A 23,366-nucleotide genomic window follows, 5' to 3' on the forward strand; every position below is an offset into this window, starting at 1 on the left:
GGTGTCAAGGTGAATACCGGCTGGCTCGCCTGTTCTACCCTCTTGTTTCAATCCCTTTCAAACAAAATTCAATGGCACATACCTGTTGTTGTTCTAATGCATTTCCATATTTAAATAATAAGGTTTTTATAGATTCGATTTGCTGCTTTGTTGGTAATACAAAACTGCGATTATATTGTGCAATCCATCTTTCTAGCTTTCTTTTGCCTAATCTGGAAATTTTATCGTCCTCGGCATTAACACTGAACTTTATTATATAAATAATTGCCTCCCATTTTGGGAGTGAGCTTAACAACAAAGCTGTATTGTATTTTGTATGGTCGTATATAGAATCTTTATAAAGAGTATATAGAGGTTCTTTCAAATTCTCATAATTTAGGGAAGCAATTGCCTTCATTGCTGCTTTAGAAATACCTCTATGTTTACAATTCAGCAATTCAGCAATGCTCCTTTTATATGTTTCACCGTCTAACATGGTTACTGCACGAATTGCTGCCTTCATGAAGGAAACATTGTTATGTTTTAAGTAAGGGGTAATTAATTCTGCATGCTCCTGTCTGCCAACTTCACCTAATCCTAAAATTGCTGTTTGTACAGACAGGTTAGCGGTTAACATTTGACTGTAAAACATAATGAAATCATATGTTTCATCTTGTTTTTTTATTAAAAATCTAGCAAATGCGCGAATCGCCCTGCTTTTATCTAATAAGGCTGCTTCCAGCTGTTTAAAACTTTCACTCGGAAAGTAATAATTAACTTTTTCTAATACCTTTAAACGAATTGTCGGAGACTTGTCTCTATTTAATAGAGGGTAATAGCTCTCAAAGACATCGACCGTTAAATCTCTCATCCATTCATTAAAAAGAAACAGTCGTAATGACGGCTCTTTTTCTTTGCTATAGTACTTCATAAGGGATTCTTTATTAATTACATTCAAAAACATCATCATTTGATAACAAGCTAACCGAATTGTCCTGTCTTTTGATTCTGTGCCCTTATCCAAATAAGGGAATGACTGCTTTTCGGTTAAAAGCTGCACAGTCTTTTTAAAAGCGTTGCTGTTTTCGTTGTTTATAATATACGGAAGACACTTAATAATTCCCTTCAAATGCTGTTCAGTTAACCGAGACTCTACATATTGTTCAGCTGGCTTTCTTAACTCTTGAACCCAATCATTACATCTTAATAGCAAATAAGGTAATTCTTTCCCTGTATTTTGCTGTGCTAATTTATACAGTGCTTTTTCTCTAAAATATCCATTTGGATGAAAACTGCATAAGCCTAATATAACTGTTTTCTCGTCCTCCGACATAATAGGTATAAACAGACTTTCCGGGTTTTCCTTTTCCCATCCATAAGACCAATGCTGTGATGTACGTTCTCTAAATAAAGAATCAAGCTTCAATAAATCTAAAACATTTAAGGTTGATACACACTTATACAAAACTTGAGCTGCTCTCATTTTCAATTCCGGCGAGCTTGTTAGTAATAGCTCAAAAATCGCAGGGATTTTTGTTAATAAGCTGCCTCGCGTATAATTAAGCACCTCTTCTATATATTCCTTTGAATAGTTATCTGCAGGATAATAGGATTTCTTATTAAAAAATGGCCATTTCAAATTGAAGACATCCTCCGATTCAATAATAGTTTTATTTTACTAGAGTAGCATTAAATTCTCTTGCAGAATTAAAAAATACAAATTAATAAAAAGATAACTGCCCGCGGGCAGCTATCTTAAAGGGGAATATTAACTTTTTTATAGCATAACATGGAGATATTTTTCGATTAGCAATTCCAACAGAGAAATTTACATCTTTAAAAAACTAGTCTATACCAACTTTATTTCGACTCTCCAACTTTATAGATATGTAACACCCATTGTTACATAAACAAAAACAGAAATCGCAAGGAAGCCTACAAAGAAAAATATTTTACCTCTTTTAGTCCAGCTGTTCATCCAGCCCCATCTTTTCCGATTTTTATCAAGCCAACAAAAATCAACAATCACCACTAAAAAAACAATAAAGAATACTAGAAAACTACTCATAGTCTCTTTACCCCCTTTGTTATCTTTCTTTTAGTAATCGAATAACGGAGTTCCAGCTATCTGTTTTTATAAATATCTTCTGATGAGAGCCATTGTGTGAAGTGTTCATACGGATAATAGGTAGTTCCTTTTAACACTAGCTTAGGTGCTTCGGGATACTTTACTAACAGCTCTTTCACCTCTTCTGGTCTCAAGCCTAAATAAATATATAAGTCTTTTTCTTTAATTAGAGTTGGATGTCCTGACGGGCTTCCTTTTGGATTTTTGAAATTTTTCAATCCATCTCCGATAAAATAACCAAACACAGCTAAGCCTGCACCTATCCAGAAAAAATCAATATCCACTTTTTCAGTCCCTTCATCTAATTTATATATAATTATACGATAAAAAGGGGTGTAGGTTTCCAAAAATCTTCTATTTTTTAACATTTACTGTATTATAATCAACAAAGGGTTGTTCTTCCTGTAAATAGAAAAAACAACCCTTTCTTACTTAGTGTGAAATTCGAATAGCATAAAAGCCATATCGTTCTAACTTTTATTCATTTTTAGCTTTTCACCTTAAATGCATATTGTTTGTTTAATAGGTATGGTCGCATATAGCCATTAATAGTAGACAGTGGCAGTACTTCTGGCTTGAGATTGATTCCTAATGTATTAATCATATAATCCCGTCTTGCTTGAATTCGCTCCCAAACATCTGGATATAGTGCTGCAAGCTCATCTCTTAATTTTTCGTCAGCAATCGCAACACCATCCTCTGCACTAGCACCACCATAGCCAGGGATACTTGGAATGATATCCATTTGGAATAGCATTCCACTTTCTACAGGAATTTCAGATCCAGAGTATATTGGGGATGACATCCATTCTTCTCCTGCTGTTAAGTGGCCCGGATTCAGCTTCCAGCCATATTCAGCCTTCGGAATAACCTCTTCAATCAATTCATACATTTCATTGCCACGCAAACCAATCGCGATATTTTCATACCATGCTACACTTGCAGCATAATATGGCTTGGCTACTGCCTCTAAATAGTCTCTCACCTCTTCTGGAAGATCTTCCTGTGATGTGACAGCATAACCAGATCTGCTGCTTAGGCCGCCTCTAAATCCTAATGTTGCGGAAAACTTATCACCAATGCTTACTTTTTTTGCTCGAGGTGCTACGACTGCATTTGTAAATCTGTCGCCTGTTGCAACAATCGTCTGCACATTCGTCTGCTGGCCCCAGGCTGCCAGTTCACCAGCAAGCTCCATTTCCGTCATGCCAGTTTGCAGTTTATTAAGTAAGCGCAGCATGCGGTCTGATGCTAATGAAGCACCAAACTCATAATGGGCTATTTCGTTGGCGTTCATAATGACCCGTGCCCCGGAGCCTGGATGAATAAATATGGAAGTTGCATTTAGTAATAAGCCTTGCTCTCCAACTACCTCTTTAATTGCTGTAACGATAAAATATGGCACATCATAGATTTGCTCATTATCCTCTAATGAACTTGTGAACAGCTTCCATCCGGCAATTCCCACCTTCATCCCCTGTTTTATCCCGGCATCCTCCATCAATCCAGCCAATGTTTTGCTGGTTTCCATCGGCTGATTAGGCAAAGAGAAATAAGGTGTATGTACTGCTTCCACTTTAATACGACTGTATTGCTGCATCCTTAACGATTCATTTCCTAACATCATATAAGCCTTGCCGTCTTTATGAAGTACTAATGCCGCTTCCTCAAATCTCGGTTCAAACCCAGTTAAATAGCCAAAATTCACGCCATGCTCCCTGTCTGCATATACGACTATTACATCAAGCTGCTTTTCCTGCATGCGCTTCAATATTTTCTGTTTATGCTGTTCGAGTGTTTCATCATTTAAATCTACCGGCTCATTAGCAGCCGGTGTAGTTGGTTCAGGCACTTTTGTGTACTCGATTGTCTTCCTTGTAATCATCATAAGAATTCTCCCATCTATATTTTAAATCTGTTAAAAATTTATACTCGAAAGTCACTTCTACCGTGCCTCTCTATTAAAGGCAAAAAGCTTTCTCTCTGCTAGCCATAGAGATTCGCTTCACTCTCATCATGTCATACTTCTTGCCATTTAGTCTAGTTGTTTGTAACCGCTATACTTACCTGAATTCTGTCAAATGGTTTGTAATTGGTATAAAAATGGCTTTCTGTGTTTTTATTGTTCCGCAACGGCAATTTTAAGTGTAGAGTATCTAATCTGCACCAAATCTAAAGCATATCATCACTATTATATCCCATTCTTTTCTTTTGCTTTCGGATCATTATTTGCTGAAAATTAACAAAAGAAAACCAAGACTTTTCAAATGGTCTTGGTTTTCTAATTGGGTTTTATAATAAACGAAATTTGTAGATTAGCTTAATTTCCTTGTCAATACAAGCACATTAACAGAATTAGCTGCTAATTTAACAACCGCTCCATTTTCCTTCAGACTGATTTGTGTTTCGACTGGAACAATTTGCTCGGCATTCTTTTTATTTACGTTTGGAGTATGCACAAGCGATTCTTCTCCTGTAACAGTAATCATTTTGCCTGCTGTATCAACTTGAAGGTCTTTTATTTCAAGCTTCGTCTCTTTTACAAATGGATCAGCATTAACTAGCTTAACGTATACATGATTATCGTCTTTCGTAACAGAGTGGAAAATGTCTCGGTTATAGGCTTCCAATTTATAATCAAGTTCTTTACTTGTGAAGCTTCCATCTGTGTAGGAACAGATTAGACGTTCTCCTTTACTGCCGCCATAATTGACTGTGATCGTATAGAGCTTATTATCCTCAAGCTCCTCGTAGCAGCTTGCACGTAAATTGCCTGCTGCGGTGCTTGATGAATAGTCGCCAAGCATATAGCCTTCTATTCCTTGCTTATGAACCTTTACTCCTGTTGCGTTACCATTATAGCCGATAGCATATTCTATAACGTCCTTTGTTTCTGGTGAAATATCAGTCAAGCCGACACCAACATAGATACCGTCATTACCGGAAATCTTTGCGGCAACGACTTCTACTTTATAATTAGTCCAAGCTTCATTTTTTATATATAAGCCGTTTAGTCCGCCGTTTTGCGGCTGTAATACTAGGCCTCTTTCTTCATCAATTGAGTATCCTGCTGAGCCAGGAATGTTTTCCCAGTCAGGAAGCAAGTCTTTTCTGAAATCCTGTTCAAACAATATTTCACCACTTATATTACTTATAACCTTGACTGATTTCACTTCGACTTCTGCACTTCCTGCAGCTATTTCAATACCGCCCTTTGGTGCAAGCTCAGTTAAGCTCCCATTTTGATAAGAAGAAAAGGAAGTTCCTAAAAGCTTTGTTCCAAGATATTTGCCAAACAGCTGCTGCACATAGTAGTTTGGTGTGTACCAAACTGTTTCATCGTCAAACCAAATTAAATCAGGTGTCCATCGGTACGTTCCGTCTGTGAGTACTTTATTGAAAAGTGGTGCATATGCAACTAAACGAACGACATCTGAATTCCTTTCAAATCCGGTCATTACGGCAGCTTCTGCAATTGCACCGGCAAGTGTATTTTTATCTGTTGAGGCAAATTCGCCAACAAACACTTTAGAAATATCAGTTTCGTTGATACTTCCGTCTTGTTGATATGCTCTGTAGTAATAATTATATCTGTCTGCATTGTTTAACAAATACTCATTAGAACGATAATAATGCTCATCGGCAATTGTATCCATGTAATGTGGCTGCTTTTCATACCATGTAATATTTTCTTCTGTTTCGTTCTGTCCATCTGTGAAGGTAACTGTTGCTGCTTCTGTCAGGTTGCCGCTTAGGAATTTCCAGCCTTCCTGGTACGCATCATCGTCTGCTTGAGCACCAACTGTTGAAATGATTTGCAAGTGATGGTTTGGATAATTAGTTTTCATATATTCATCAATGGCAGCTTTAAAATATTCAAAGTTAGCAAAGAACTCTGTACCCCAGTTTTCATTTCCTACCCCTAAATATGGGAGCTCGAATGGTGCTTCATGGCCCATTTGCTTGCGTAATACAGCCCATTCGTTCTCTTGAAAATCTGTGCTGATCGCAAAATCAATTAAATCTGTAAAGCTCTTAACATAATAATCTCTCAGCTCTCCACCAGCAGGATGGACATAATCAGATCGGGCCTGACAAAGCACACCACACGCCATAACAGGCAATGGAATGGCATGTAAATCTTCTGCCAGCTGGAAGTATTCCATATAGCCTAACCCCATTGTCATCATATAGCCCCATACATTAAAGTTTTCCTTGCGCAGCTCCACAGCTCCAACAGAATCCTTCCATTCATACACATTGTCCCAAATGTAGGAGCCCTCTGAAATACAGCCTCCAGGAAAGCGCAAGAAGGTTGGATGCAAGTCGACAAGTGCATTCACCAAGTCCTTACGTAAGCGATAGTTTGGATTTCCTTGATAATTAGTGTGGGCCGTAGCTGATCTTACTTCCTCACCAGCTCCCCAAACATCCTTTGGTATCAAGGAGACCATATCGATGGAAATTTCACCATCAAAGGATAAGACAAGCTGACCTAATACCGTTTCAGAACCAGTAAGGACAATCTTTGTATTTCCGCCATATTTCTCCCACGTATTCATTCCATTAACCTCAATAGTTACACTGCTGCTAATTGGGTTCCCATGCTTATCCTGAAGCTGTGCTGTAATCCTTCCAGCTTCCGTCGCTTTCGCCCATATCGTGAAATGGTAATCGTCTCCTTCTTTAATAAACATCGCACACTGATTGTTTGAATCGGTGAAGCCTTTATTAATAAGAGTGCTGCCATGTGGGACTGTAATATAATGAGAATTCACCTCTTTATCTGTGATTCCAAAAAACTCATTCAAGCCTCCTGTATTGTTGACTGTTACAGAATTAGTATCGCCAAACCAAGCATGTAGCGGCTGTCGGTTTCTTCCTGTTGAGCACCCGCAAGCTCCAGAATGGTGTGAATATGTATCGAATTCGAAGGATTCAAAGGAGCGGTTTTGAACTAGCTCTGCATAAATCCCGCCATCTGCAGCGTTATTAATATCTTCATAGAAAAGTCCGTACATTGTTTTGCTTATATCTAAAACCTCGTCATTGCCATCAATCGTTAATAAATGAGATGGAACTCCCTCAGGCAGGACAGTCAGCGGAAACTCTTTTTCTGCAGTGTCATGTCCTTTTCTTAAGATAGCTGTCAAGGTAACTCCAATCGGCTTATCAATTTTTCCAACTACACCTTCACTTGTTAGTGCTGCTGAATCACTGGATTTCCATGTGACAGACACGTTTCCACCCATTAAAAATTTAGTAAGGGCAACATTTTTTGAAACAACCGTTATTGGAAAGGCTAAATACTTATCTTTAGCAAGCTGAACAATTTCTGCATCTGTAAGAGACTCACACATTACCTCAATTACTTCATCCTGTGTCAGTCCAGCCTTATAAATGCGGAAATCAGAGACAGAGCCGTTAAAGTCAGCATCTGCTTCAAATTGTGACTTACCGATAAAATTATTGCTGTAGTTGTCCGGATAAGAAAAGGTATCGAACCAACTGCGCAGCTTAGCATATGTGCCACTTGACGTTTGGCTGATTGATCCGTCTGCAACAACTTCACCGTTCACGTAAATAACAGGGCCTGCACTGCTTAGCCTTCCGCCTTCTGTGCCGCTGACACTCATCGCCACATGAAGCCATTCACCTGCAGAGTAAGTTCTGCCTGCATCTGCGATAAGGTCTGAGCCGGAAAAACAATTGCCTCTGAAATTCCGAGTCAAAAACAGGTACGGTCCTGTTTCTCCTTTTCCAAAATCAAAAATCCGCTCCCATACATTTGAGCCTTTTCCTAAATAAAGCCATGTGCTGACAGTTATCCCTGTGTTATCATCAATATCCGCAAAAACCCCTGCAGGTAACCTTAAATAAGATGTGCCAGATTTTCCACCTGACAATGTAACAGAAGACCTTCCGCCAATTGCTTCTATTACTGGTGGTACAGTTCCTTCAGCAGTAGCTTGATTGCCATTATCGGAAACATCTTTTCCTATATTATTCGGATCATTAAATGGATATTGAGCAATGATTAGTTCTTGCAGTGAATTGCTGTTTCGATTCATTTGTATTCTCCTTATTATATATTTATAAGCGCTTACTTTTTATTGAACCTAAACTTGTATGCACCAGATGAGGAATATCACTAACTTATACTTACAACTATTATAATATTGAACTATAATTTTTCCAATGATTTTTTATAGAAATTTTCTATAAACTTAAAAACCTTAATCTAAAAAAATAAGGTATCGGTTCTAATTTCACCGATACCTCAAAATACTTATACTCTACTTTTTTCAAAGTAACGAGAAAGCTCAATAATCATTGCCCCCATACGCTCAAGCTCTGGCACAACAATTCGCTCAATCCCTTCCTCTGATAAAGCCTCTGCCGTCACTTTCCCGACTGCAACAGCTAGTGTATTGCTTTGAAATGCAGCCAATATTTCTTTCGTTATACCCTTGTCTTTAGCAAACGTAAATAACGATCTTGCTTGAATGGCGCTAGTAAAGCAAACCGCATCCACTTTCTTTTCTATGATTTCGTCAAATAGTGTTTGAACAGCGTCCCATTCTGGAGCAATATGCTGATATGGCAGGATAGTTTGAACACTTGCTCCTTTGCCCTCTAAAAACTCAATCAGCTTAGGAGCAGTTTCTCCATGAAGCTGAACAAGCACTTTTTTCCCTGTAAAATCAACATCTTCAAGAGCGCGTATCAGTCCTCTAGTTGATCCATCCTCATCCAATACAGCAGGCTCAATGTTTATTTTTTTGAGGAAGTTTTTCGTTTTATATCCTCTTATTGCCACATTCGCCTTGGCGATTTGCTGCAGGTAGGTTTCCTTCACTCCAAGTTTATCAGCGATATTCACTAACGTTTCTGTTCCGATTCCTGTCGTAAAGATTACCCAGTCCGCACCTTCCTCTACAAACTTAATTAGTTCAGGCTCAACCTCCTTCTCTGCCAAAAACACCGTTCCTTGCAGGGAACGAACAAGAGGAATGCCTCCCTGATTCTCTATCAATTTGCTCATTTCCTCTGTTTTACGAGAAGCTCCAATTGCTACGCGTTTTCCTTCTAAGCCTTTACCCATCCTGTTACCTCATTTCATTACAATTTAAAGTTTGTTTGTTCTATTAGTTTTTCTACACATATACCTTCTATTATACTAGCAGGCCGCCTTAAATTGGTATTATATTATACAATATTCTATTTATTTTGAAGATAAATTATTACACTAAAAAAGCCATATAGTGTCACTATAATGGCTAATTTGTTTCCTTCTATTTATTAAGCTTTATTCATTTTGTCGAGATCAAGCTCAAATGGGTATGTGCTATATACGACAATTTTGTTCTTATATTGTTTTACTACATCAATTCTGTCCTTATAACTAGACAACAGCAGCTTCCACTCTTTTTTGCCTGCCTTCGTATGAATAGTTAGAGAGTAATCGGCATTTTCCGGATGTAGATAGCTATCTTCACTGCCTGGATACAGACTGTATTTTTCTCTGACAATCGCTTGATTAAAATGGTTTAAAATATCGGCTTTCGTATCACCTTCAATTTTTCTGCCATTGTATAGGATATCTGTATGATCATTAGAAAGCTTCATATGCAATTTATACTTTCCAAGCAGCCACTCAACGGCGCCTGTCGGCAAGCATGTCATTAAAACCTTCACGATACAAAATAGAACTAATGCTATGATGGAAATCCAAGTCATAAATGCTCACTCCAATATTAAAATCACATCATGATAATTATATCACATTCCTATCATACTGGATTCCCCACAAAAGTTAACCATCCAATTAGGGTATTTATTGACCATCCAATTTTTAAAAATAGCGTCTTATCCCATTAATCGCAAACTATTCCATTGTATTGATTACCCAATAATGGGTGCTGCTCGTGTCAATCACCTCATTAGAATACTTTGTTTCACTTTTATTATCTGTTAGGAAGTATGTATAAAGAATATAACCCTGCATCGCAATTTCTTTCAGATTCGTTGTTCTGCCTATCGTCACAAATGGACTGTTTTGTTCCTGAGCGTGTCTTGCTGCAAACTCTGTCACTAATTCATCTTTTTCATTAATATAGGCGAACACCTCCATAGGATTAGCTCCTTTTGGTAATCTCACCTTTTCTTTTGCAAAAAAATACAGTGTATCATTTAAAATCGTTGTTGCAAAGTTAGATTTTTTTAATGTTTGTTTTAAATCCTCTATCGTCTCTTCATCCATTTTTAATATCATCATATACCCCTCTTTCGTCTTAAGTGCCGGTTGATTTAGGTTAATTATATAATAGCTTATTCTATTACAAAAGCTTCTCTAATGTTAAGGAGAAGGTTTCATATCCAAATGCAGGAACCAACATACACGAAAAAGTCCATTCTTGAATTGAATAATACATTCACGACAAGGGGCAATTTCTCATTTCATCACTAACCCGCCATCCACATATATGCATTGTCCTGTAATAAATGCAGCGAGGTCGGATGCTAAAAATAGAGCACTGCCTGCGATATCCTCTGGTTTCGCCAAACGGCCCATTGGTGTCATGTGAATGATCGATTCTCTGACAGATTCCTGCGTTTCAGAACTAGAGTCTGTCGGGTATGTCAGGCCAGGCGCAATGGCATTGACTGTTATTCCGAAAACCCCTAGCTCCTTAGCCAAGTTTCTGGTGAAGCCTAACAGCGCCATTTTTGAGGTTGTATAGTCATGATATGGAATAACGGGAAGTTCTATTAAATTTGTAACAATATTAATGATTCTCCCGTTCGTTTGCTCTTTCATATAAGGCATTACTGCCTTGCAGACATTATAGGCTCCGTGTACATTACCCTCCCACTGGCTGTTGTAATCCTCCCAGCTGATATTCCACGCTGTTTTCCGTGTTTTTGGATTAAAGGTGTAGTGGCTTAGTGCATTATTGACGACAACATCAATTGTGCCAAACAAATCACCAATTTGAGTAATCATATTGGCAACTTGTTCCTCTACTTGAACATCTGCTTGTATGGCTGCTGCCTGTCCGCCGTTTGCCTCAATTTCCTTTACCACCGAATCAGCGAGAGTCTTGTTTTTTAAATAGTTAATAATAACAAAGGCACCTTCTGCAGCAAACTTCTTTGCAATTGCAGCGCCAATGCCTCTGCTTGCACCAGTAACCAGCACGACTTTTTCCTGAAGATTCATCTATACACATCCTTTTACTCGACATCCTCGTCGTATTTTTCCATCTCATATTCAAGGTTTCTTTCCATATCAACCATCCGAACAAGCTCGATAAGATTAAAACCACCGTCATGATGCCAGCCTGGTTTTGCTGAATTCATTTCACCAATCGGGCAAAACCGATTAACACCAACAGCACCTAACAGACTTGTAATAGAAAACAATCTGGCCGGTTCAACAGCCAAACCGCACGACTGAAGGTATGTCTCATAAGATTTAAGAAGATCCGCTGCCGCTTCCAGTTTGTCGATTGCATATACATGAACAGTACGATTTAAAGGGGTTCCGCTAAAGGCTGGTTCTTCCTGATAAATAACTGTCCAAGCTGTATCCTCTTTACTACTGTAGACCGCTACTTTATCCGAACTTAAGCTTTTCAGATGATATTGATTGCGAATGTTTTGAATGGCCATTGCCTCTTCGCCTGTTAATCTTGCTCTAGGTCTTTTTAGATGATACCGTTCAAGCTCTCCAGCCAATCCTTGGGCGAATTGCTTCGGGCTTAGCGCCCCATCCTTTTCTACATAGATTACTTGAGGCGAAAGGCAGCTTTGCTGGTCGTAAATGGACACATCCTCAGCCACCTTATGCAGAGTTTTAGCGAAATGATCGGCTGTTAATGCTTCCTTGCCGATTAACGCCATACTTATCTTATGTCCATATGACAGCAGCTTCTTATGTACAGGTGTTCTTTTTTTGATTGCCTCTACTGTTTGATTAGATCCATACACAATAACAGCCTCACCCCAATCAACGGCAGCCTGTTCCAGCTCCACTGTTCCACCCTTCCACGGTATAACTGCCATAGATTCAGCTAAGGCCTCGTCCACTTCTTTCAGTGCCTGCAGAAATAATACAGGTAAAAGCGGCTCTGATAATGAGGTTTTTCCAATTGCAGCTGATTTAAGCAAAAGACCCATCACTAAACTCCATAGCTGCACACCTGGCACATTTCCTGAAAAAATATGAAATATCGTGCTTGGACCAAAGGCTCTGCTCATTCCCCCTGACTTTCTTGGGCGAAATTCATCCAGTATTGCAGGCTGATCAAATTCCTCATCAAGAAAACGAAGGAGCTCTCTCTTGCGGAATGTCCGCATATATTTTTTTAGCTCGAGGCGTACCATATCGCTATCATAGCCAGTAATTGCAGGAACAAGGGATTCGGCTAATTGTCTTAATGCATAATCAGGATTGAGCCAAAGCTGTATTACTTTATCGATTTTAGCCACTATTTCACTTGTCGGAAGGGTTGCTAAATAAGTCCTTCTATTTTCCTTAACTGCTGCAGCTATTTCCTGAAGCTCCTGTTTCTGAATAACAGGATATCTTAATAGGTAATTTACTCCGTTTACAAAGATAGGTTTTTCCTGGAAATTTTTCAGTTTAATAGAATTGGGCAGATAAAAGGCATCAACGATTACATGATTGCTCACGAGAATGATGCACCACCCTCGGCTGCCTGCATTAACTGGTCAACAGCAATCGAGCAGCCTCTTGCTTCAGAGCCTTTTATCCTGCCAAGCAGCTGAAACCCTTCGTCTGTTTGTACACCCTCATCCTGTGTCAAAATTGCTATACATGAATTCCAGTTCGCTAAATCGACATGTGCAATCACACCTTTTGTTCCTTTCTCGACAGGCTTTAAGGTTTCTGGATCAAGTATGACCGTTCTCACCCAGGCAGGGCCTGCTTTATCATGTATTACTTCACCATTGCAGCTTGACAGTATTGTCTTGTCATAAAGTTGGGAGCTTAGTTCTGTCATGCCATACATATTGATGCATTTTGATCTGCTGACGTGGAAAAATGCTTGAAAATGCTGATACAGCTCCTCCATTTCTACTTCACGGGACTGTCCCTTAAACCCGCCTGTATCAAATATCCTGCTTCCTTCTGCGAGCTGAAAGTGCAGATTTTCTTCTTGTAAATAATCAAGAATATGTACATATGCAAATGTTGCGCCAATCAATAAAACCGGTTCTTGCTTTTGCTCACATTTCTGCAATTCCTTTATCAATTCTTCCATGTCTAACCCGTTTTCTTTAAATAATAACTTGCTGTCCTCTGTACCGAAGTTGGCTACAGCATTTGATAAATACCTAGAAAGTGAAGAGTTTTTATTCAAATCCTCTGCAGGTGAAAGTACTAACATTGTCAGCTTCTCTTTATCTGGCATAACAAATTGTTTAAATGGATATTTCATAGAAGCATCCCAAACGCGTAATGTCGGGTGATAATTTCGGCCCTTTTGTTCAGGATTTGTTGTTCCACTTGTCATAAATACTGCTTCTGTCTCATCTGCCGGTTCACAGGATAATGTCAGCTCCTTATAGCCTTGAATCGGCATTGGTGGAATATGTAACCAATGCTTAACAGTAAGCGGTGTCCTTTTCTTTGTCTGACAGTATTTTTTATATGGCAAGTTATGCTGAAATTGATAGTTAAATAGCTGCAGTGACAGCGTATTAAAATCTTGTTCATATTCTTCCAGTTCTTGAAAGCCCTCTTTATATTTATCTATAAATAAGAGAATATCATTTGTTATTGCCATGGCTCTCTCTTTCATTTTCCTGTCCCCTTTCTAAACCAATTTGGGATATTAACAAACAATAGCTGCAGAATAATCGAACTGAATGCTCCAATTAAAATTGTATTAGAAAGGAACGTTCCAGCAGCACCAGTTAGTCCTGTTGCAAAGCTCGGCAATGAAATTGCCAGCAGTATAGATAATCCTATAATCATATAGTTACAATCATTTTGTTCTACCTTTGCTAATAGCGAGATTCCGGTAAATATTAATGTTGCAGCAGCAGGCAGAAAAATCCCGCCAACTACTGGACTTGGTGTTAAAGCAAGCAACGCTCCTGCTTTTGGCACAAATCCGAGGATAAGAAAAATAACTCCTGCAATCATCACTGGATATCTTGAACCAACACCTGTTAAACGAAGGAGGCCAACGTTTTGAGCATATGCAGTCGTCGGAAAGCCGCCAATCAGTGAGGAAAGCATGGAACCAGCCGATTCACCAGCAAAGCCATTTCTTATCCGCTTTGCATCTATTTCTGTTTTTAATATTGTGGACGATGCTTGATAAACACCCATTGCTTCAATCACTGCCACAATATAAGCAACAAAAAATGTTATAAATGTCGTCCATTCAAACTCCAGTCCTCCATACGGCAAGAATGTCGGAAGACCGAACCACGGCTTTTCTGCTATCATCGAATAATCTGCTTTTCCGAGGAAAATTGCGATAATATCACCAACAACTAATGCAATAAGAAAAGAAAATGATTTCAAATACCCTTTTCCAAATATCGATAGAAGGAGAACGATACATGCCGTCGGAATCGACATCATTAATATCGCTGGACTGGCAAAACCTTCGTCACCTGGTGCTCCACCAAGGAATTCTGATAGTGTAAAGCCAGACAATGAAATCCCGACTAAGAAGATAACAGTTCCCGATATCACTGGAGTAAACAGCACCTTTAATCTGCCAAGCAACCCAGTGATTGAGAGGATAAATACGATTATCGCACTCACAAGAATTGCTCCGCTCGCTGCAGCAAGCCCATTTGCTTTTCCGGCAGCTATCATGATGGAGTCAAACGCCGCTGACGGACCTTGAACGATTGGCAGCTTCACAAATCTGGCTGCTTGCAGCAATGTGACAAGCCCTGCTGCAATAAAAATCGAGTTTACTAGATTTGCAGATAAGGCAAAAGGCAGACCAATCATCGCTGCTACAAAGATAGGATCAAGCCAAACATTGGAAACAAAGACATGCTGCAATCCGTATAGAAAGTTTTTTAATGGTGGGAGCTTTTCTTCAAGCCCCACTGTTATTTGTTGCTCATCTGTTTTTGGTGTTATTTCTGTCATCTTTTTCTCCTTTTATACAAGCAATAGCTTGCCTTTTATTTCTTAAGCCAACCTGCATTTGTTAGCACAATTGATTGTTTTTTTACAAATACACTTAAAATAATGAAGCCTAGCAATGCACCGGCAATCGAGCTGAAGATAAACAGCGGGATGAATCCAAAAAGTGTCGCTTTTTGCCCAAGCAGCAAGGCAGCTATCGGATATGCCAGCATTGCGCCAAGTACACCTGTACCAACAACCTCCCCAAGAAATGCCATATACAGCTTCCTTGTCTTTAAATACAGGAAGGATGCTAACAATGCACCAACCATGCTTCCTGGGAATGCAAACAGAGAACCTGTTCCCAACATATTTCTTAACAGGGAGACGCTAAATGCTTGGAGCACTGCATAATAAGGTCCTAGCATTACTGCTGAAAGTACATTAAGAAAATGCTGGATAGGAAAGACCTTTGTAAACCCTATCGGAATAAAAAACAGATTGCTTGTCATTGTTCCAATCGCAACCATCATCGCTGTTAATGTGAGCTTCCTTGTTTTGTCCATAAAAAAATCCCTCCAGTAAAATAGCACTGAGGGAAAGGGTAGCCAAAAAAACAGCTATCTCCAAGTGAACACTTTCCTACGCTGGCATTATCCAGTTCAGGTCCAAAAGGGTCAAGACAAAAATGTCTACTCTCAGCCGATAATTCCGGCTCCCCCAGTGCGATAAAATTATTTAATTGCCATGCTTACAAACATAAAAAAAGCCAGATCTTAAAAAGACCTGGCTTAAATAGCAGTAAACAAATTACTTCACTGACTACTTTCCTACGCTGGCATCACCCAGATCAGGTCCAAAGGGTTAAAAAAATCATTTTTTCTCTCAGCCCTCTTTCTGGGCACCCCTAGTAGTTAAATCATATGTAAAATTCAGATTAAGCATAAACCTAACTTGTGCTAATGTAAAGAGAATTTTGAAATGGACTTTAAAGACTCAAAGAGAAATCTTATCTACCGACTATCTTAATAGCCAAGTAGCATTCATGTCCGAAGTTGCTAAAAATGTGTAAATCATGACAGCCTTCTGCTACTAAGGTAGTCAGCAATACTTCTCGTTACATTTATATAAACCTTACTTCGTATTCCGCTTGGAACGTTTCTCCTGTTTCCAGCTTATTTACACCGAATTTTTCATTCAGTTTGCCTGTTGTATTAAAGGTATCAGCAATTCCGTACCATGGCTCAATGCATACAAATGGGGCCATTTTTCCTTCTGTTTTGGAATAATTCGACCATATTCCTACATATGGGAAATTAGCAAACCTCACTTCTACCCCATGATTCGAAAGATTTGACGCTAACTTGATTGAATCAATATGACTATATATTAAAGCATCTTTTTCAAATAGAGAGTCTTTAATCTGAATGGCATTAATTTCATTAGCGTTACCTTTCTCATGAATAAGGGCATCCTTTAACTCATACTCTGTTACACTTTGGTTCTCTGCAGGCGTAAAATACAGTGTATAATCTGCAGCGGTTTCATTTTCTGCCAGCGGCACGTTAAAGGCAGGATGTGCACCGATAGAAAAGTACATTTCCTCGTTGTTTTCATTCACTATTTCCCAGCCAACAGCCAAAGAATCTTCTTTTAACTTGTAATGAATCAACGCTTTAAACTCATATGGATATACATCAAGGAAACGCCCACCAGATTCTACAACAAACGTAACAGCTGTGCTTGTCTGCTCAGCAACCTCAAAAATTACATCACGTAAAAAGCCATGCTGAGACATTTCATATGTCTTTCCGTTCAGTTCGTATTTATCATCCTTTAAACGTCCGACAATTGGGAATAATACTGGTGACACGCGTCCCCAATAGGCTTTATCACCTGTCCACATATAATCAAGCTCCGTTTTTTTATGCTTCACCTTGCGTAATTCTGCACCGCTGCTAGCGATTTCCACCTTAAGCAACTCATTTTCAATAACAATTGTCATGATAACTCCCTCTTTTCTCAAGTGACTTTTTTTATATGAAATACCCATTTATTTACCTACTAACCCAATTTAACATAATATCTCCATTCTCAAACATACATTATTTACATTTATTAGATTTTTTGTTATATATTATAATAAAACAAAGCATGAGGACCATTCTAAAATGAACCAGCTTATAAAAAATGTAAAAACTTATAAAATAATTATTACTTTTGGGTTATTAGCTTCTATTACGTCCATTGGCTTTTGGTTATTTAATATTACTGTCAAGCTTGGTGAAGCTGTTGGTGAACTTATCTTTCATATTACTCATTAATACATATGTTAATAATTCATTGTATAACTGATGTAAGCTATGTTTTTTAGCTTTCTGTAACTGTAACCGTTTTTGTAACTAACTCTATTAATTCAGCTAAATCCCCAACACATTTTTTTACTTCTGAAAGATGGTAAAAGGTGCAGGTTGTCTTTAGATCCTCTATCTCCTTTCCTGGAGTATAAAGAAAAGTTATCTTCCCTTGGCCAAGTGCAATCCCTAATTCTATGTGACTCCCTTTTCCTGCAGGCTGTAACATGATTAGAAAATCCGCATCTTTTACCCCTGTTAGTTCTTTCTGACCAATTTCTGTTAAAGCATCAAGTGATGATGCCCTCTTATTTTTTGTCCATATCCTTTATTGACTAATATTTCACTGACATATTGTACTAAATCTATATTTTTAAAGCATGAAGCAATGTAAAACTTATTCATCCAAACCCATCTTTCTATTTGCTTGTTTCGAACGATGATTTATTAATGACTTGACTACCGTTTTATGAAAATACTATCATAAAGATAGGTTTGTAAAGGATTCGTTTTATCTACATAATCTGTTAGAGTACGTTTTAACATGTTAGTAACCACCTGTTCCTACTGAAATTATAGCATTTTGCCGCTTTTATCTCCTTAAAATCTATCTAGAATTAATTAAATTTATTTTTTTATGTTTATTTTAATTTATAAAGGGTATTTAAAAATGTTGTATATAGAAAAACAGAAAGTAAGTGAGGGGACGATAATTGGGAATTCTGATTGTTGATGATAATGAGGCTAATTTATTCGTTATCGAAAAGTTGCTTCAGCGTGCCGGGTATATTGATTATCTGTCGTTTACTTCCGCACAGGATATGTTTAACTACTTATATTCAGATACCCCATACGTTATTGAGAGCCAGGTGGATGCTATCTTAATGGATATCATGATGCCGGAAATTGATGGAATAGAAGCATGCAAACAACTCCAGCAAGTTGAGCATTTAAAGGATATACCTGTTATTTTTGTAACAGCTTTAGAGGATTCAAGCAAGGTGGTCGAGGCTTTAGATGCAGGTGGCACAGACTACTTAATGAAACCGATTAACAAAACGGAGCTGCTTGCCAGACTTCGAGTGGCCATCCGCTTAAAATATGAAAAAGATTGGCATAAAAAGCAGGAGGAAAAAATCCGCAATGAGCTTGAGCTGTCTACACAAGTGCAAACAAGTGTATTAAGCCGTCCAATTTATAAAGAGAACCTGCTAATAAAGGCATCCTATGTGCCTGCATTTCAATTGGCAGGAGATATGTATTTCTGGTATGAGATAAGTGACCACCGTTATGCCGCCATTCAGCTTGATATGATGGGACATGGAATTTCGGCCTCGCTTGTTTGTATGTTCATTTCCTCGGTATTGCGTGATACTATTCAAACAAATCCTGATCCTGAGTATGTTATACAAGATTTAAATCGCAGGATGAGTACGCTTAACTCAAATCAGAAAATACCTTATTACTTTACAGCAATTTATTTAGTGTTAGATACGAATGAACGAACGATAGAATACATAAACGCCGGGCATCTCGACGGCTATGCTTTAATTGATGATAATCATATAGCGGAACTAAAAAGCAACACTACAGCTGTCGGTTTCTTTGACGATATAAAAACAAAAAAGAATATTATTACATACTCTGAATCTATACAGCTTATCCTCTGCACAGATGGTGTACATGAGGCCATTGATAAATATGGTCAAACAGGGATTGATTGTATCAAGGAAGCGGCTTCATGCCGACTTGCTGAAGCAAAACTATCTGAACCAATCGACTTAATTACATCTAAGGATCATCAAGACGGTGCCACAGATGATATGTGTGTAGTTCTTATTCAAGCAAATTAAAAATTTAAAGCAGTGTCCTAATAAGGAACACTGCTTTTTTTGCGGAATAATTTTTCCTGGATGTTAAAATTTTCAAAGTAGGCAGAATCACTGCGTATTGTCTCTTTGCTGCCTAATCCAAGAAAACCTCCTGCACTCAGGCTTTCATTAAATAAGTTGTATACTTGCTGCTGTAATTCAAAATTAAAGTAAATCAGCACATTACGGCATATAATTACATGAAATTCATTAAACGACCTGTCCGTTACTAGGTTATGCTGTGCGAACACGATATTTTTTAGCAATGTAGAATGTAACACCGCTCCATTGCTGTCTGCTGTGTAATATTCAGAGAAGGATCTTTTCCCGCCTGCAGCAAGATAGTTTTTCGTATATGCCTGCATTTTCGGGAGTGGAATCACTCCCCCAGCAGCTTTTTCCAATACAATGTCATTCATGTCTGTTGCATATATCTTTGTTTTGTTAGCCAAGCCCTCTTCCTCTAGCAGGATTGCCATGGAATATGCTTCCTCCCCAGTAGAACAGCCTGCATGCCATACTCGGATTTCAGGCAGCTTTCTTAAAACAGGAACTACCTCTTCCCGAAATGCCTTAAAAAAGGATGGATCTCTGAACATTTCCGTAACATTTATGGAAAAGTCTCGCAGCAGCTTGTGCAGCACGTCTTCATCATAGATAATCCTTTCTGTTAGGCCAGTAATAGTAAGCAGCTTCTCTCTGCTTAAGCGATTCTGAACACGACGCATCAAGGAGGAACGCATATATTGCCTAAAGTCATAGCCAGTAAGTCTGTAAACAGCTGTTAAAAGTAAGTCTAATTCAATTTCTTCTTTTTCCATGCAATCATTTCCTTAATTTTTTACTTGAGACTATTCCAAGCTTAGGACAGCCATACACGCATTGCAGATAATAATTGATCTAGCTTCAGAGGCTTACTGATATAATCTGACGCCCCTGCTTCTATACATTTATCCCTGTCGCCCTTCATCGCTTTTGCTGTTAATGCAATGATAGGAATATCATTATGTGTTTCCATGGTCCTAATTCGTTTGATTGTCTCATAACCATCCATAACAGGCATCATAATATCCATTAAAACAATATCAAAATGCTCCAATTCTTTCATCTTCTCAAGACATTCAGCACCATTATCAGCGGTAATAACGTTCATACCTTCTTTCGCTAACGCGTTTTTTAATGCATAGATATTCCGATAATCATCGTCCGCCACAATCACTGTTTTCCCTTGTAAAACAGTTGATGGAGTCTGCGGTGTGCTTTCCTCTGCACTGACAGCAGATTCATTCAGCTCATATTCAGGCACTTCTGTTCCTGTTGTTGAAGCTTGCTCTTCTTCTGTGTTATCTATCCCTATTAAAGGAATACCTCCTGGCAAATTAGGAATGTAAATAGTGAAGGTACTGCCTTCGCCTTCCTGACTTTCTACTTTGCACATACCGCCAAGGAGCTGCGAAAATTCTCTAGATATGGATAACCCCAGACCTGTGCCACCATACTTCCTCATTGTAGCTCCATCAACCTGCTGGAATGCCTCAAATATCATCATATGTTTATCTGCAGGTATCCCAATTCCTGTATCTGAAACAGACATTTTCACCCATATATCTGCATAGTTAGAAAGCGGCAGCTGCGATACTTCCTCCGCATTTGCTTTATTAACATTAATAGATACTTTGCCTTCTTTTGTGAATTTGAATGCGTTCGACAATAGGTTTTTCATGATTTGCTGTAATCTTTGTTCATCTGTGTAAATAATTGGCGGAACATCATCTGCGTAATTAATGTCGAAGTCTAGCTCTTTGCTTTTTGCAATTTGCGTAAAGTTACGCTTCAGCCTATCGACGAATTCACTTAAGTACACTTCTTCAAAGCTAATTTCAAGTTTTCCTGCTTCCACCTTGGAAAGGTCAAGAATATCATTGATTAAATTTAATAAATCATTACCAGAAGAATTAATAACTTTCGCAAATTCTTTTTGTTCTGGAGATAATTCTACATCAAGGTCATCTGCAAGCATTTCAGAAAGCAGCAAAATGCTGTTAAGTGGTGTGCGAAGCTCATGAGACATATTAGCCAAGAATTCAGATTTATATTTCGAGCTAAGCTGAAGCTGTTTCGCCTGCTCCTCTAATTCTTCTTTAACAGTCACAAGTTCCTCTGTTTTAAACTCTGCATCATTTGTGCGTTCTTCCAGCTGTTCATTTATCATTCGCAGCTCTTCTGTCTGTGTTTGCAGTTCTTCTGATTGCGCTTGTAATTCTTCTGATTGTGTTTGCAGCTCTTCTGTTTGGGCTTGTGATTCAAGCAATAAGCGCTCGACTTCCATTCTCCCCAGAATATTCATAATACCGATTCCCAATGTTTCCAGGACATTTTCGATAAGCTTCTGATCAGCTTTAGTGAATTCCTTAATACTCGCTATCTCCAAAACAGCAACAACATCGTCCTTCACTAATATTGGTGCAATCAGTACAGATTTCGGCTTAACCTCTCCTAAGCCAGTAGAGATTAAACGATAGTCCTCAGGAACATTATTCAAAACAATCATTTTCTTGTCGTGCACAGTTTGACCAATAAGACCTTCGCCTGCAGTAAATGCTTGTCTTCCAGTCTCTGAATCTGCATATGCAGCGACTTTTTTAAACACAGCCTCTTTGCCTGTTTCATCCATAACGTAAAATGCACCAAAACTAGCTTTTGTAGCAGTTACTACCTTCTTAATAAATTGCTCTGAAAGTGTGGATATGGAAACGTGGCGGCCATATAATTTGATGATTTCAGCAGAATTAGATTGAACCCAGTTTTGTTCGGAAATTTCGTCGACAAATTGTTTTTCCTTTGATGTGTAATTTTCAAGGGACGCAGCCATTGAATTAAATGATCTTGCAATATCACCAATTTCATCATTACTGTCCAATTGAATGCGAGGAACTTCAGCCAAATTATTAAAGTCAACATCTTTAATGACATCAACGATGGAATTAATATTTCTTGTAGTACTTCTAATAACCCATAGCATGACAGAAACAATTAGTATAAGTGCAACGGAAACAACCGAAATAAGTGCAATAACAAGCTGTTTGTATGTAGCATTGGCACCACTTAAAGCGTCACCCATTAAGGATTCCTGATAATCCTTGAACTCATCAATTTTGCTTAATAGCACCGTTCGATTTGCTGCGCCATCATTATAAATGGCTTGCAGCTCTTGTGTAGAGCCATTATTGTTGTACACAGTTAAAATCTCTGTTTCCATTTTGGCAAACTCTGTGTAACCATTACTAATTTCTTTAATTAGCGATTTTGCCTTATTTGTATTCAATATTACTTCAAGATCAGCTATTTTAGTATTAAGAAGGGTAATATCCTCCGCAGATGATTCAGCAAAATCTTTATTGATATTCGCACTTCTTCCGTTCATCAGGTTAAGCATATTACGGTCTTCCAAATAAATCTGCTGCCTGATTTCAGTAGCCTCATTCACCTTATGATAGCGGTCCTGCACAATCTCCAGCATATTATCTTTAATGGATTGCATCATAATAAGAACGATTCCCATTAAGAGAACCATACATAAGACAGTCAATCCTAATCCAAAATATTGCTTCCTTTTGTATCCCACAACTGTTCCTTCTTTCTACTTGTCAATACTTCAACTATAACAAACATTTTGCTAGTTTACTATTTTACTTCCTTAGTGTTATGTAAGCAGGAGAAATATAGTTATTTTTAATAGATTGATAATAATAGTATTTTAAAAAAGTAAATTGTTATATATCTATAATCGCTTATTAATTAATTATATCATAATAACAGATGTTTTTAATTGAATTCCCTTTATATCTTTAAGGGAAAAAGAACCTAAGCTGAAATTGCTTTGGTTCGGTTGGCTTTACTAACAT

18 protein-coding genes and 2 riboswitches are annotated in these 23,366 nt (G+C 38.2%); of the genes, 1 reads left to right on the plus strand and 17 read right to left on the minus strand.

Annotated elements, in window-relative coordinates:
- Positions 1-34: 34 nt before the first annotated feature.
- The 15 genes from NQZ71_RS21395 to NQZ71_RS21465 all read right to left on the minus strand — a co-directional run bounded on the left by NQZ71_RS21395 (position 35) and on the right by NQZ71_RS21465 (position 17,819).
- Positions 35-1,618 carry a hypothetical protein gene (locus tag NQZ71_RS21395; protein WP_317012380.1) on the minus strand — a complete coding sequence of 528 codons (1,584 nt, stop codon included), beginning with the start codon at positions 1,616-1,618 and terminating at the stop codon, positions 35-37.
- A 240-nt stretch (positions 1,619-1,858) separates the two neighbouring features.
- Positions 1,859-2,047, minus strand: coding sequence for a hypothetical protein (locus NQZ71_RS21400; RefSeq protein WP_144454379.1), 189 nt, complete (start codon positions 2,045-2,047; stop codon positions 1,859-1,861).
- Between the two features lie 56 nt (positions 2,048-2,103).
- Positions 2,104-2,391: a DNA-binding protein gene (locus NQZ71_RS21405; protein ID WP_144454378.1), complete on the minus strand. Its 288-nt coding sequence runs from the start codon at positions 2,389-2,391 to the stop codon at positions 2,104-2,106.
- A 203-nt stretch (positions 2,392-2,594) separates the two neighbouring features.
- Positions 2,595-3,995: a M24 family metallopeptidase gene (locus tag NQZ71_RS21410; RefSeq protein WP_275009017.1), complete on the minus strand. Its 1,401-nt coding sequence runs from the start codon at positions 3,993-3,995 to the stop codon at positions 2,595-2,597.
- Between the two features lie 427 nt (positions 3,996-4,422).
- The gene (locus NQZ71_RS21415; RefSeq protein WP_317012382.1) at positions 4,423-8,178 is read right to left on the minus strand and encodes an alpha-L-arabinofuranosidase C-terminal domain-containing protein; all 3,756 of its coding nucleotides are present in this window, start codon (positions 8,176-8,178) and stop codon (positions 4,423-4,425) included.
- A 218-nt stretch (positions 8,179-8,396) separates the two neighbouring features.
- Positions 8,397-9,212, minus strand: coding sequence for a uroporphyrinogen-III synthase (locus NQZ71_RS21420; RefSeq protein ID WP_317012383.1), 816 nt, complete (start codon positions 9,210-9,212; stop codon positions 8,397-8,399).
- 197 nt (positions 9,213-9,409) lie between these two features.
- Positions 9,410-9,847: a YfmQ family protein gene (locus tag NQZ71_RS21425; RefSeq protein WP_150908985.1), complete on the minus strand. Its 438-nt coding sequence runs from the start codon at positions 9,845-9,847 to the stop codon at positions 9,410-9,412.
- A 148-nt stretch (positions 9,848-9,995) separates the two neighbouring features.
- Positions 9,996-10,385, minus strand: coding sequence for a hypothetical protein (locus NQZ71_RS21430; RefSeq protein ID WP_275009013.1), 390 nt, complete (start codon positions 10,383-10,385; stop codon positions 9,996-9,998).
- Between the two features lie 177 nt (positions 10,386-10,562).
- The gene (locus tag NQZ71_RS21435; RefSeq protein WP_260055342.1) at positions 10,563-11,330 is read right to left on the minus strand and encodes a 3-oxoacyl-ACP reductase; all 768 of its coding nucleotides are present in this window, start codon (positions 11,328-11,330) and stop codon (positions 10,563-10,565) included.
- Between the two features lie 14 nt (positions 11,331-11,344).
- The gene (locus NQZ71_RS21440; protein WP_317012384.1) at positions 11,345-12,805 is read right to left on the minus strand and encodes an acyl-CoA reductase; all 1,461 of its coding nucleotides are present in this window, start codon (positions 12,803-12,805) and stop codon (positions 11,345-11,347) included.
- On the minus strand, positions 12,802-13,938 hold the full coding sequence (locus tag NQZ71_RS21445; RefSeq protein WP_317012385.1) for a LuxE/PaaK family acyltransferase: 1,137 nt from the start codon (positions 13,936-13,938) through the stop codon (positions 12,802-12,804). The genes NQZ71_RS21440 and NQZ71_RS21445 overlap by 4 nt, the downstream gene beginning before the upstream one ends.
- A complete protein-coding gene (locus NQZ71_RS21450; protein ID WP_394374150.1) occupies positions 13,935-15,257 on the minus strand; it encodes a solute carrier family 23 protein in 1,323 nt (440 codons plus the stop codon). The genes NQZ71_RS21445 and NQZ71_RS21450 overlap by 4 nt, the downstream gene beginning before the upstream one ends.
- Positions 15,258-15,292: 35 nt before the next feature.
- A complete protein-coding gene (gene thiW / locus NQZ71_RS21455; RefSeq protein ID WP_144454368.1) occupies positions 15,293-15,802 on the minus strand; it encodes an energy coupling factor transporter S component ThiW in 510 nt (169 codons plus the stop codon).
- A 56-nt stretch (positions 15,803-15,858) separates the two neighbouring features.
- Positions 15,859-15,968, minus strand: a riboswitch (TPP riboswitch).
- 78 nt (positions 15,969-16,046) lie between these two features.
- Positions 16,047-16,155: riboswitch (TPP riboswitch) on the minus strand.
- A gap of 204 nt (positions 16,156-16,359) precedes the next feature.
- A complete protein-coding gene (locus tag NQZ71_RS21460) occupies positions 16,360-17,241 on the minus strand; it encodes an aldose 1-epimerase family protein (protein WP_317012386.1) in 882 nt (293 codons plus the stop codon).
- A gap of 365 nt (positions 17,242-17,606) precedes the next feature.
- The gene (locus NQZ71_RS21465) at positions 17,607-17,819 is read right to left on the minus strand and encodes a hypothetical protein (RefSeq protein ID WP_317012387.1); all 213 of its coding nucleotides are present in this window, start codon (positions 17,817-17,819) and stop codon (positions 17,607-17,609) included.
- Between the two features lie 484 nt (positions 17,820-18,303).
- Here NQZ71_RS21465 and NQZ71_RS21470 point away from each other — a divergent pair, with 484 nt between their 5' ends.
- Positions 18,304-19,443 carry a PP2C family protein-serine/threonine phosphatase gene (locus NQZ71_RS21470; RefSeq protein ID WP_144454366.1) on the plus strand — a complete coding sequence of 380 codons (1,140 nt, stop codon included), beginning with the start codon at positions 18,304-18,306 and terminating at the stop codon, positions 19,441-19,443.
- Between the two features lie 17 nt (positions 19,444-19,460).
- On the opposite strand, the gene NQZ71_RS21475 is transcribed toward NQZ71_RS21470, so the two are convergent.
- The gene (locus NQZ71_RS21475; protein ID WP_144454365.1) at positions 19,461-20,282 is read right to left on the minus strand and encodes a CheR family methyltransferase; all 822 of its coding nucleotides are present in this window, start codon (positions 20,280-20,282) and stop codon (positions 19,461-19,463) included.
- Between the two features lie 41 nt (positions 20,283-20,323).
- The gene (locus NQZ71_RS21480; RefSeq protein WP_317012388.1) at positions 20,324-23,086 is read right to left on the minus strand and encodes a hybrid sensor histidine kinase/response regulator; all 2,763 of its coding nucleotides are present in this window, start codon (positions 23,084-23,086) and stop codon (positions 20,324-20,326) included.
- Between the last annotated feature and the right edge of the window lie 280 nt (positions 23,087-23,366).

This window comes from Niallia taxi (assembly GCF_032818155.1).
In the GTDB taxonomy this organism is placed as follows: Bacteria; Bacillota; Bacilli; order Bacillales; family Cytobacillaceae; genus Niallia; species Niallia taxi_A.

Coding starts and splice junctions, on each gene's coding strand:
- NQZ71_RS21445 (WP_317012385.1), bottom strand. CDS start 13,938: ATGAAAGAGAGAGCCATGGCAATAACAAATGATATTCTCTTATTTATA.
- NQZ71_RS21450 (WP_394374150.1), bottom strand. CDS start 15,257: ATGACAGAAATAACACCAAAAACAGATGAGCAACAAATAACAGTGGGG.
- NQZ71_RS21425 (WP_150908985.1), bottom strand. CDS start 9,847: ATGACTTGGATTTCCATCATAGCATTAGTTCTATTTTGTATCGTGAAG.
- NQZ71_RS21400 (WP_144454379.1), bottom strand. CDS start 2,047: ATGAGTAGTTTTCTAGTATTCTTTATTGTTTTTTTAGTGGTGATTGTT.
- NQZ71_RS21410 (WP_275009017.1), bottom strand. CDS start 3,995: ATGATGATTACAAGGAAGACAATCGAGTACACAAAAGTGCCTGAACCA.
- NQZ71_RS21475 (WP_144454365.1), bottom strand. CDS start 20,282: ATGGAAAAAGAAGAAATTGAATTAGACTTACTTTTAACAGCTGTTTAC.
- NQZ71_RS21465 (WP_317012387.1), bottom strand. CDS start 17,819: ATGTTACAGCCTGCAGGAAAAGGGAGTCACATAGAATTAGGGATTGCA.
- NQZ71_RS21420 (WP_317012383.1), bottom strand. CDS start 9,212: ATGGGTAAAGGCTTAGAAGGAAAACGCGTAGCAATTGGAGCTTCTCGT.
- NQZ71_RS21430 (WP_275009013.1), bottom strand. CDS start 10,385: ATGATGATATTAAAAATGGATGAAGAGACGATAGAGGATTTAAAACAA.
- thiW (WP_144454368.1), bottom strand. CDS start 15,802: ATGGACAAAACAAGGAAGCTCACATTAACAGCGATGATGGTTGCGATT.
- NQZ71_RS21415 (WP_317012382.1), bottom strand. CDS start 8,178: ATGAATCGAAACAGCAATTCACTGCAAGAACTAATCATTGCTCAATAT.
- NQZ71_RS21435 (WP_260055342.1), bottom strand. CDS start 11,330: ATGAATCTTCAGGAAAAAGTCGTGCTGGTTACTGGTGCAAGCAGAGGC.
- NQZ71_RS21460 (WP_317012386.1), bottom strand. CDS start 17,241: ATGACAATTGTTATTGAAAATGAGTTGCTTAAGGTGGAAATCGCTAGC.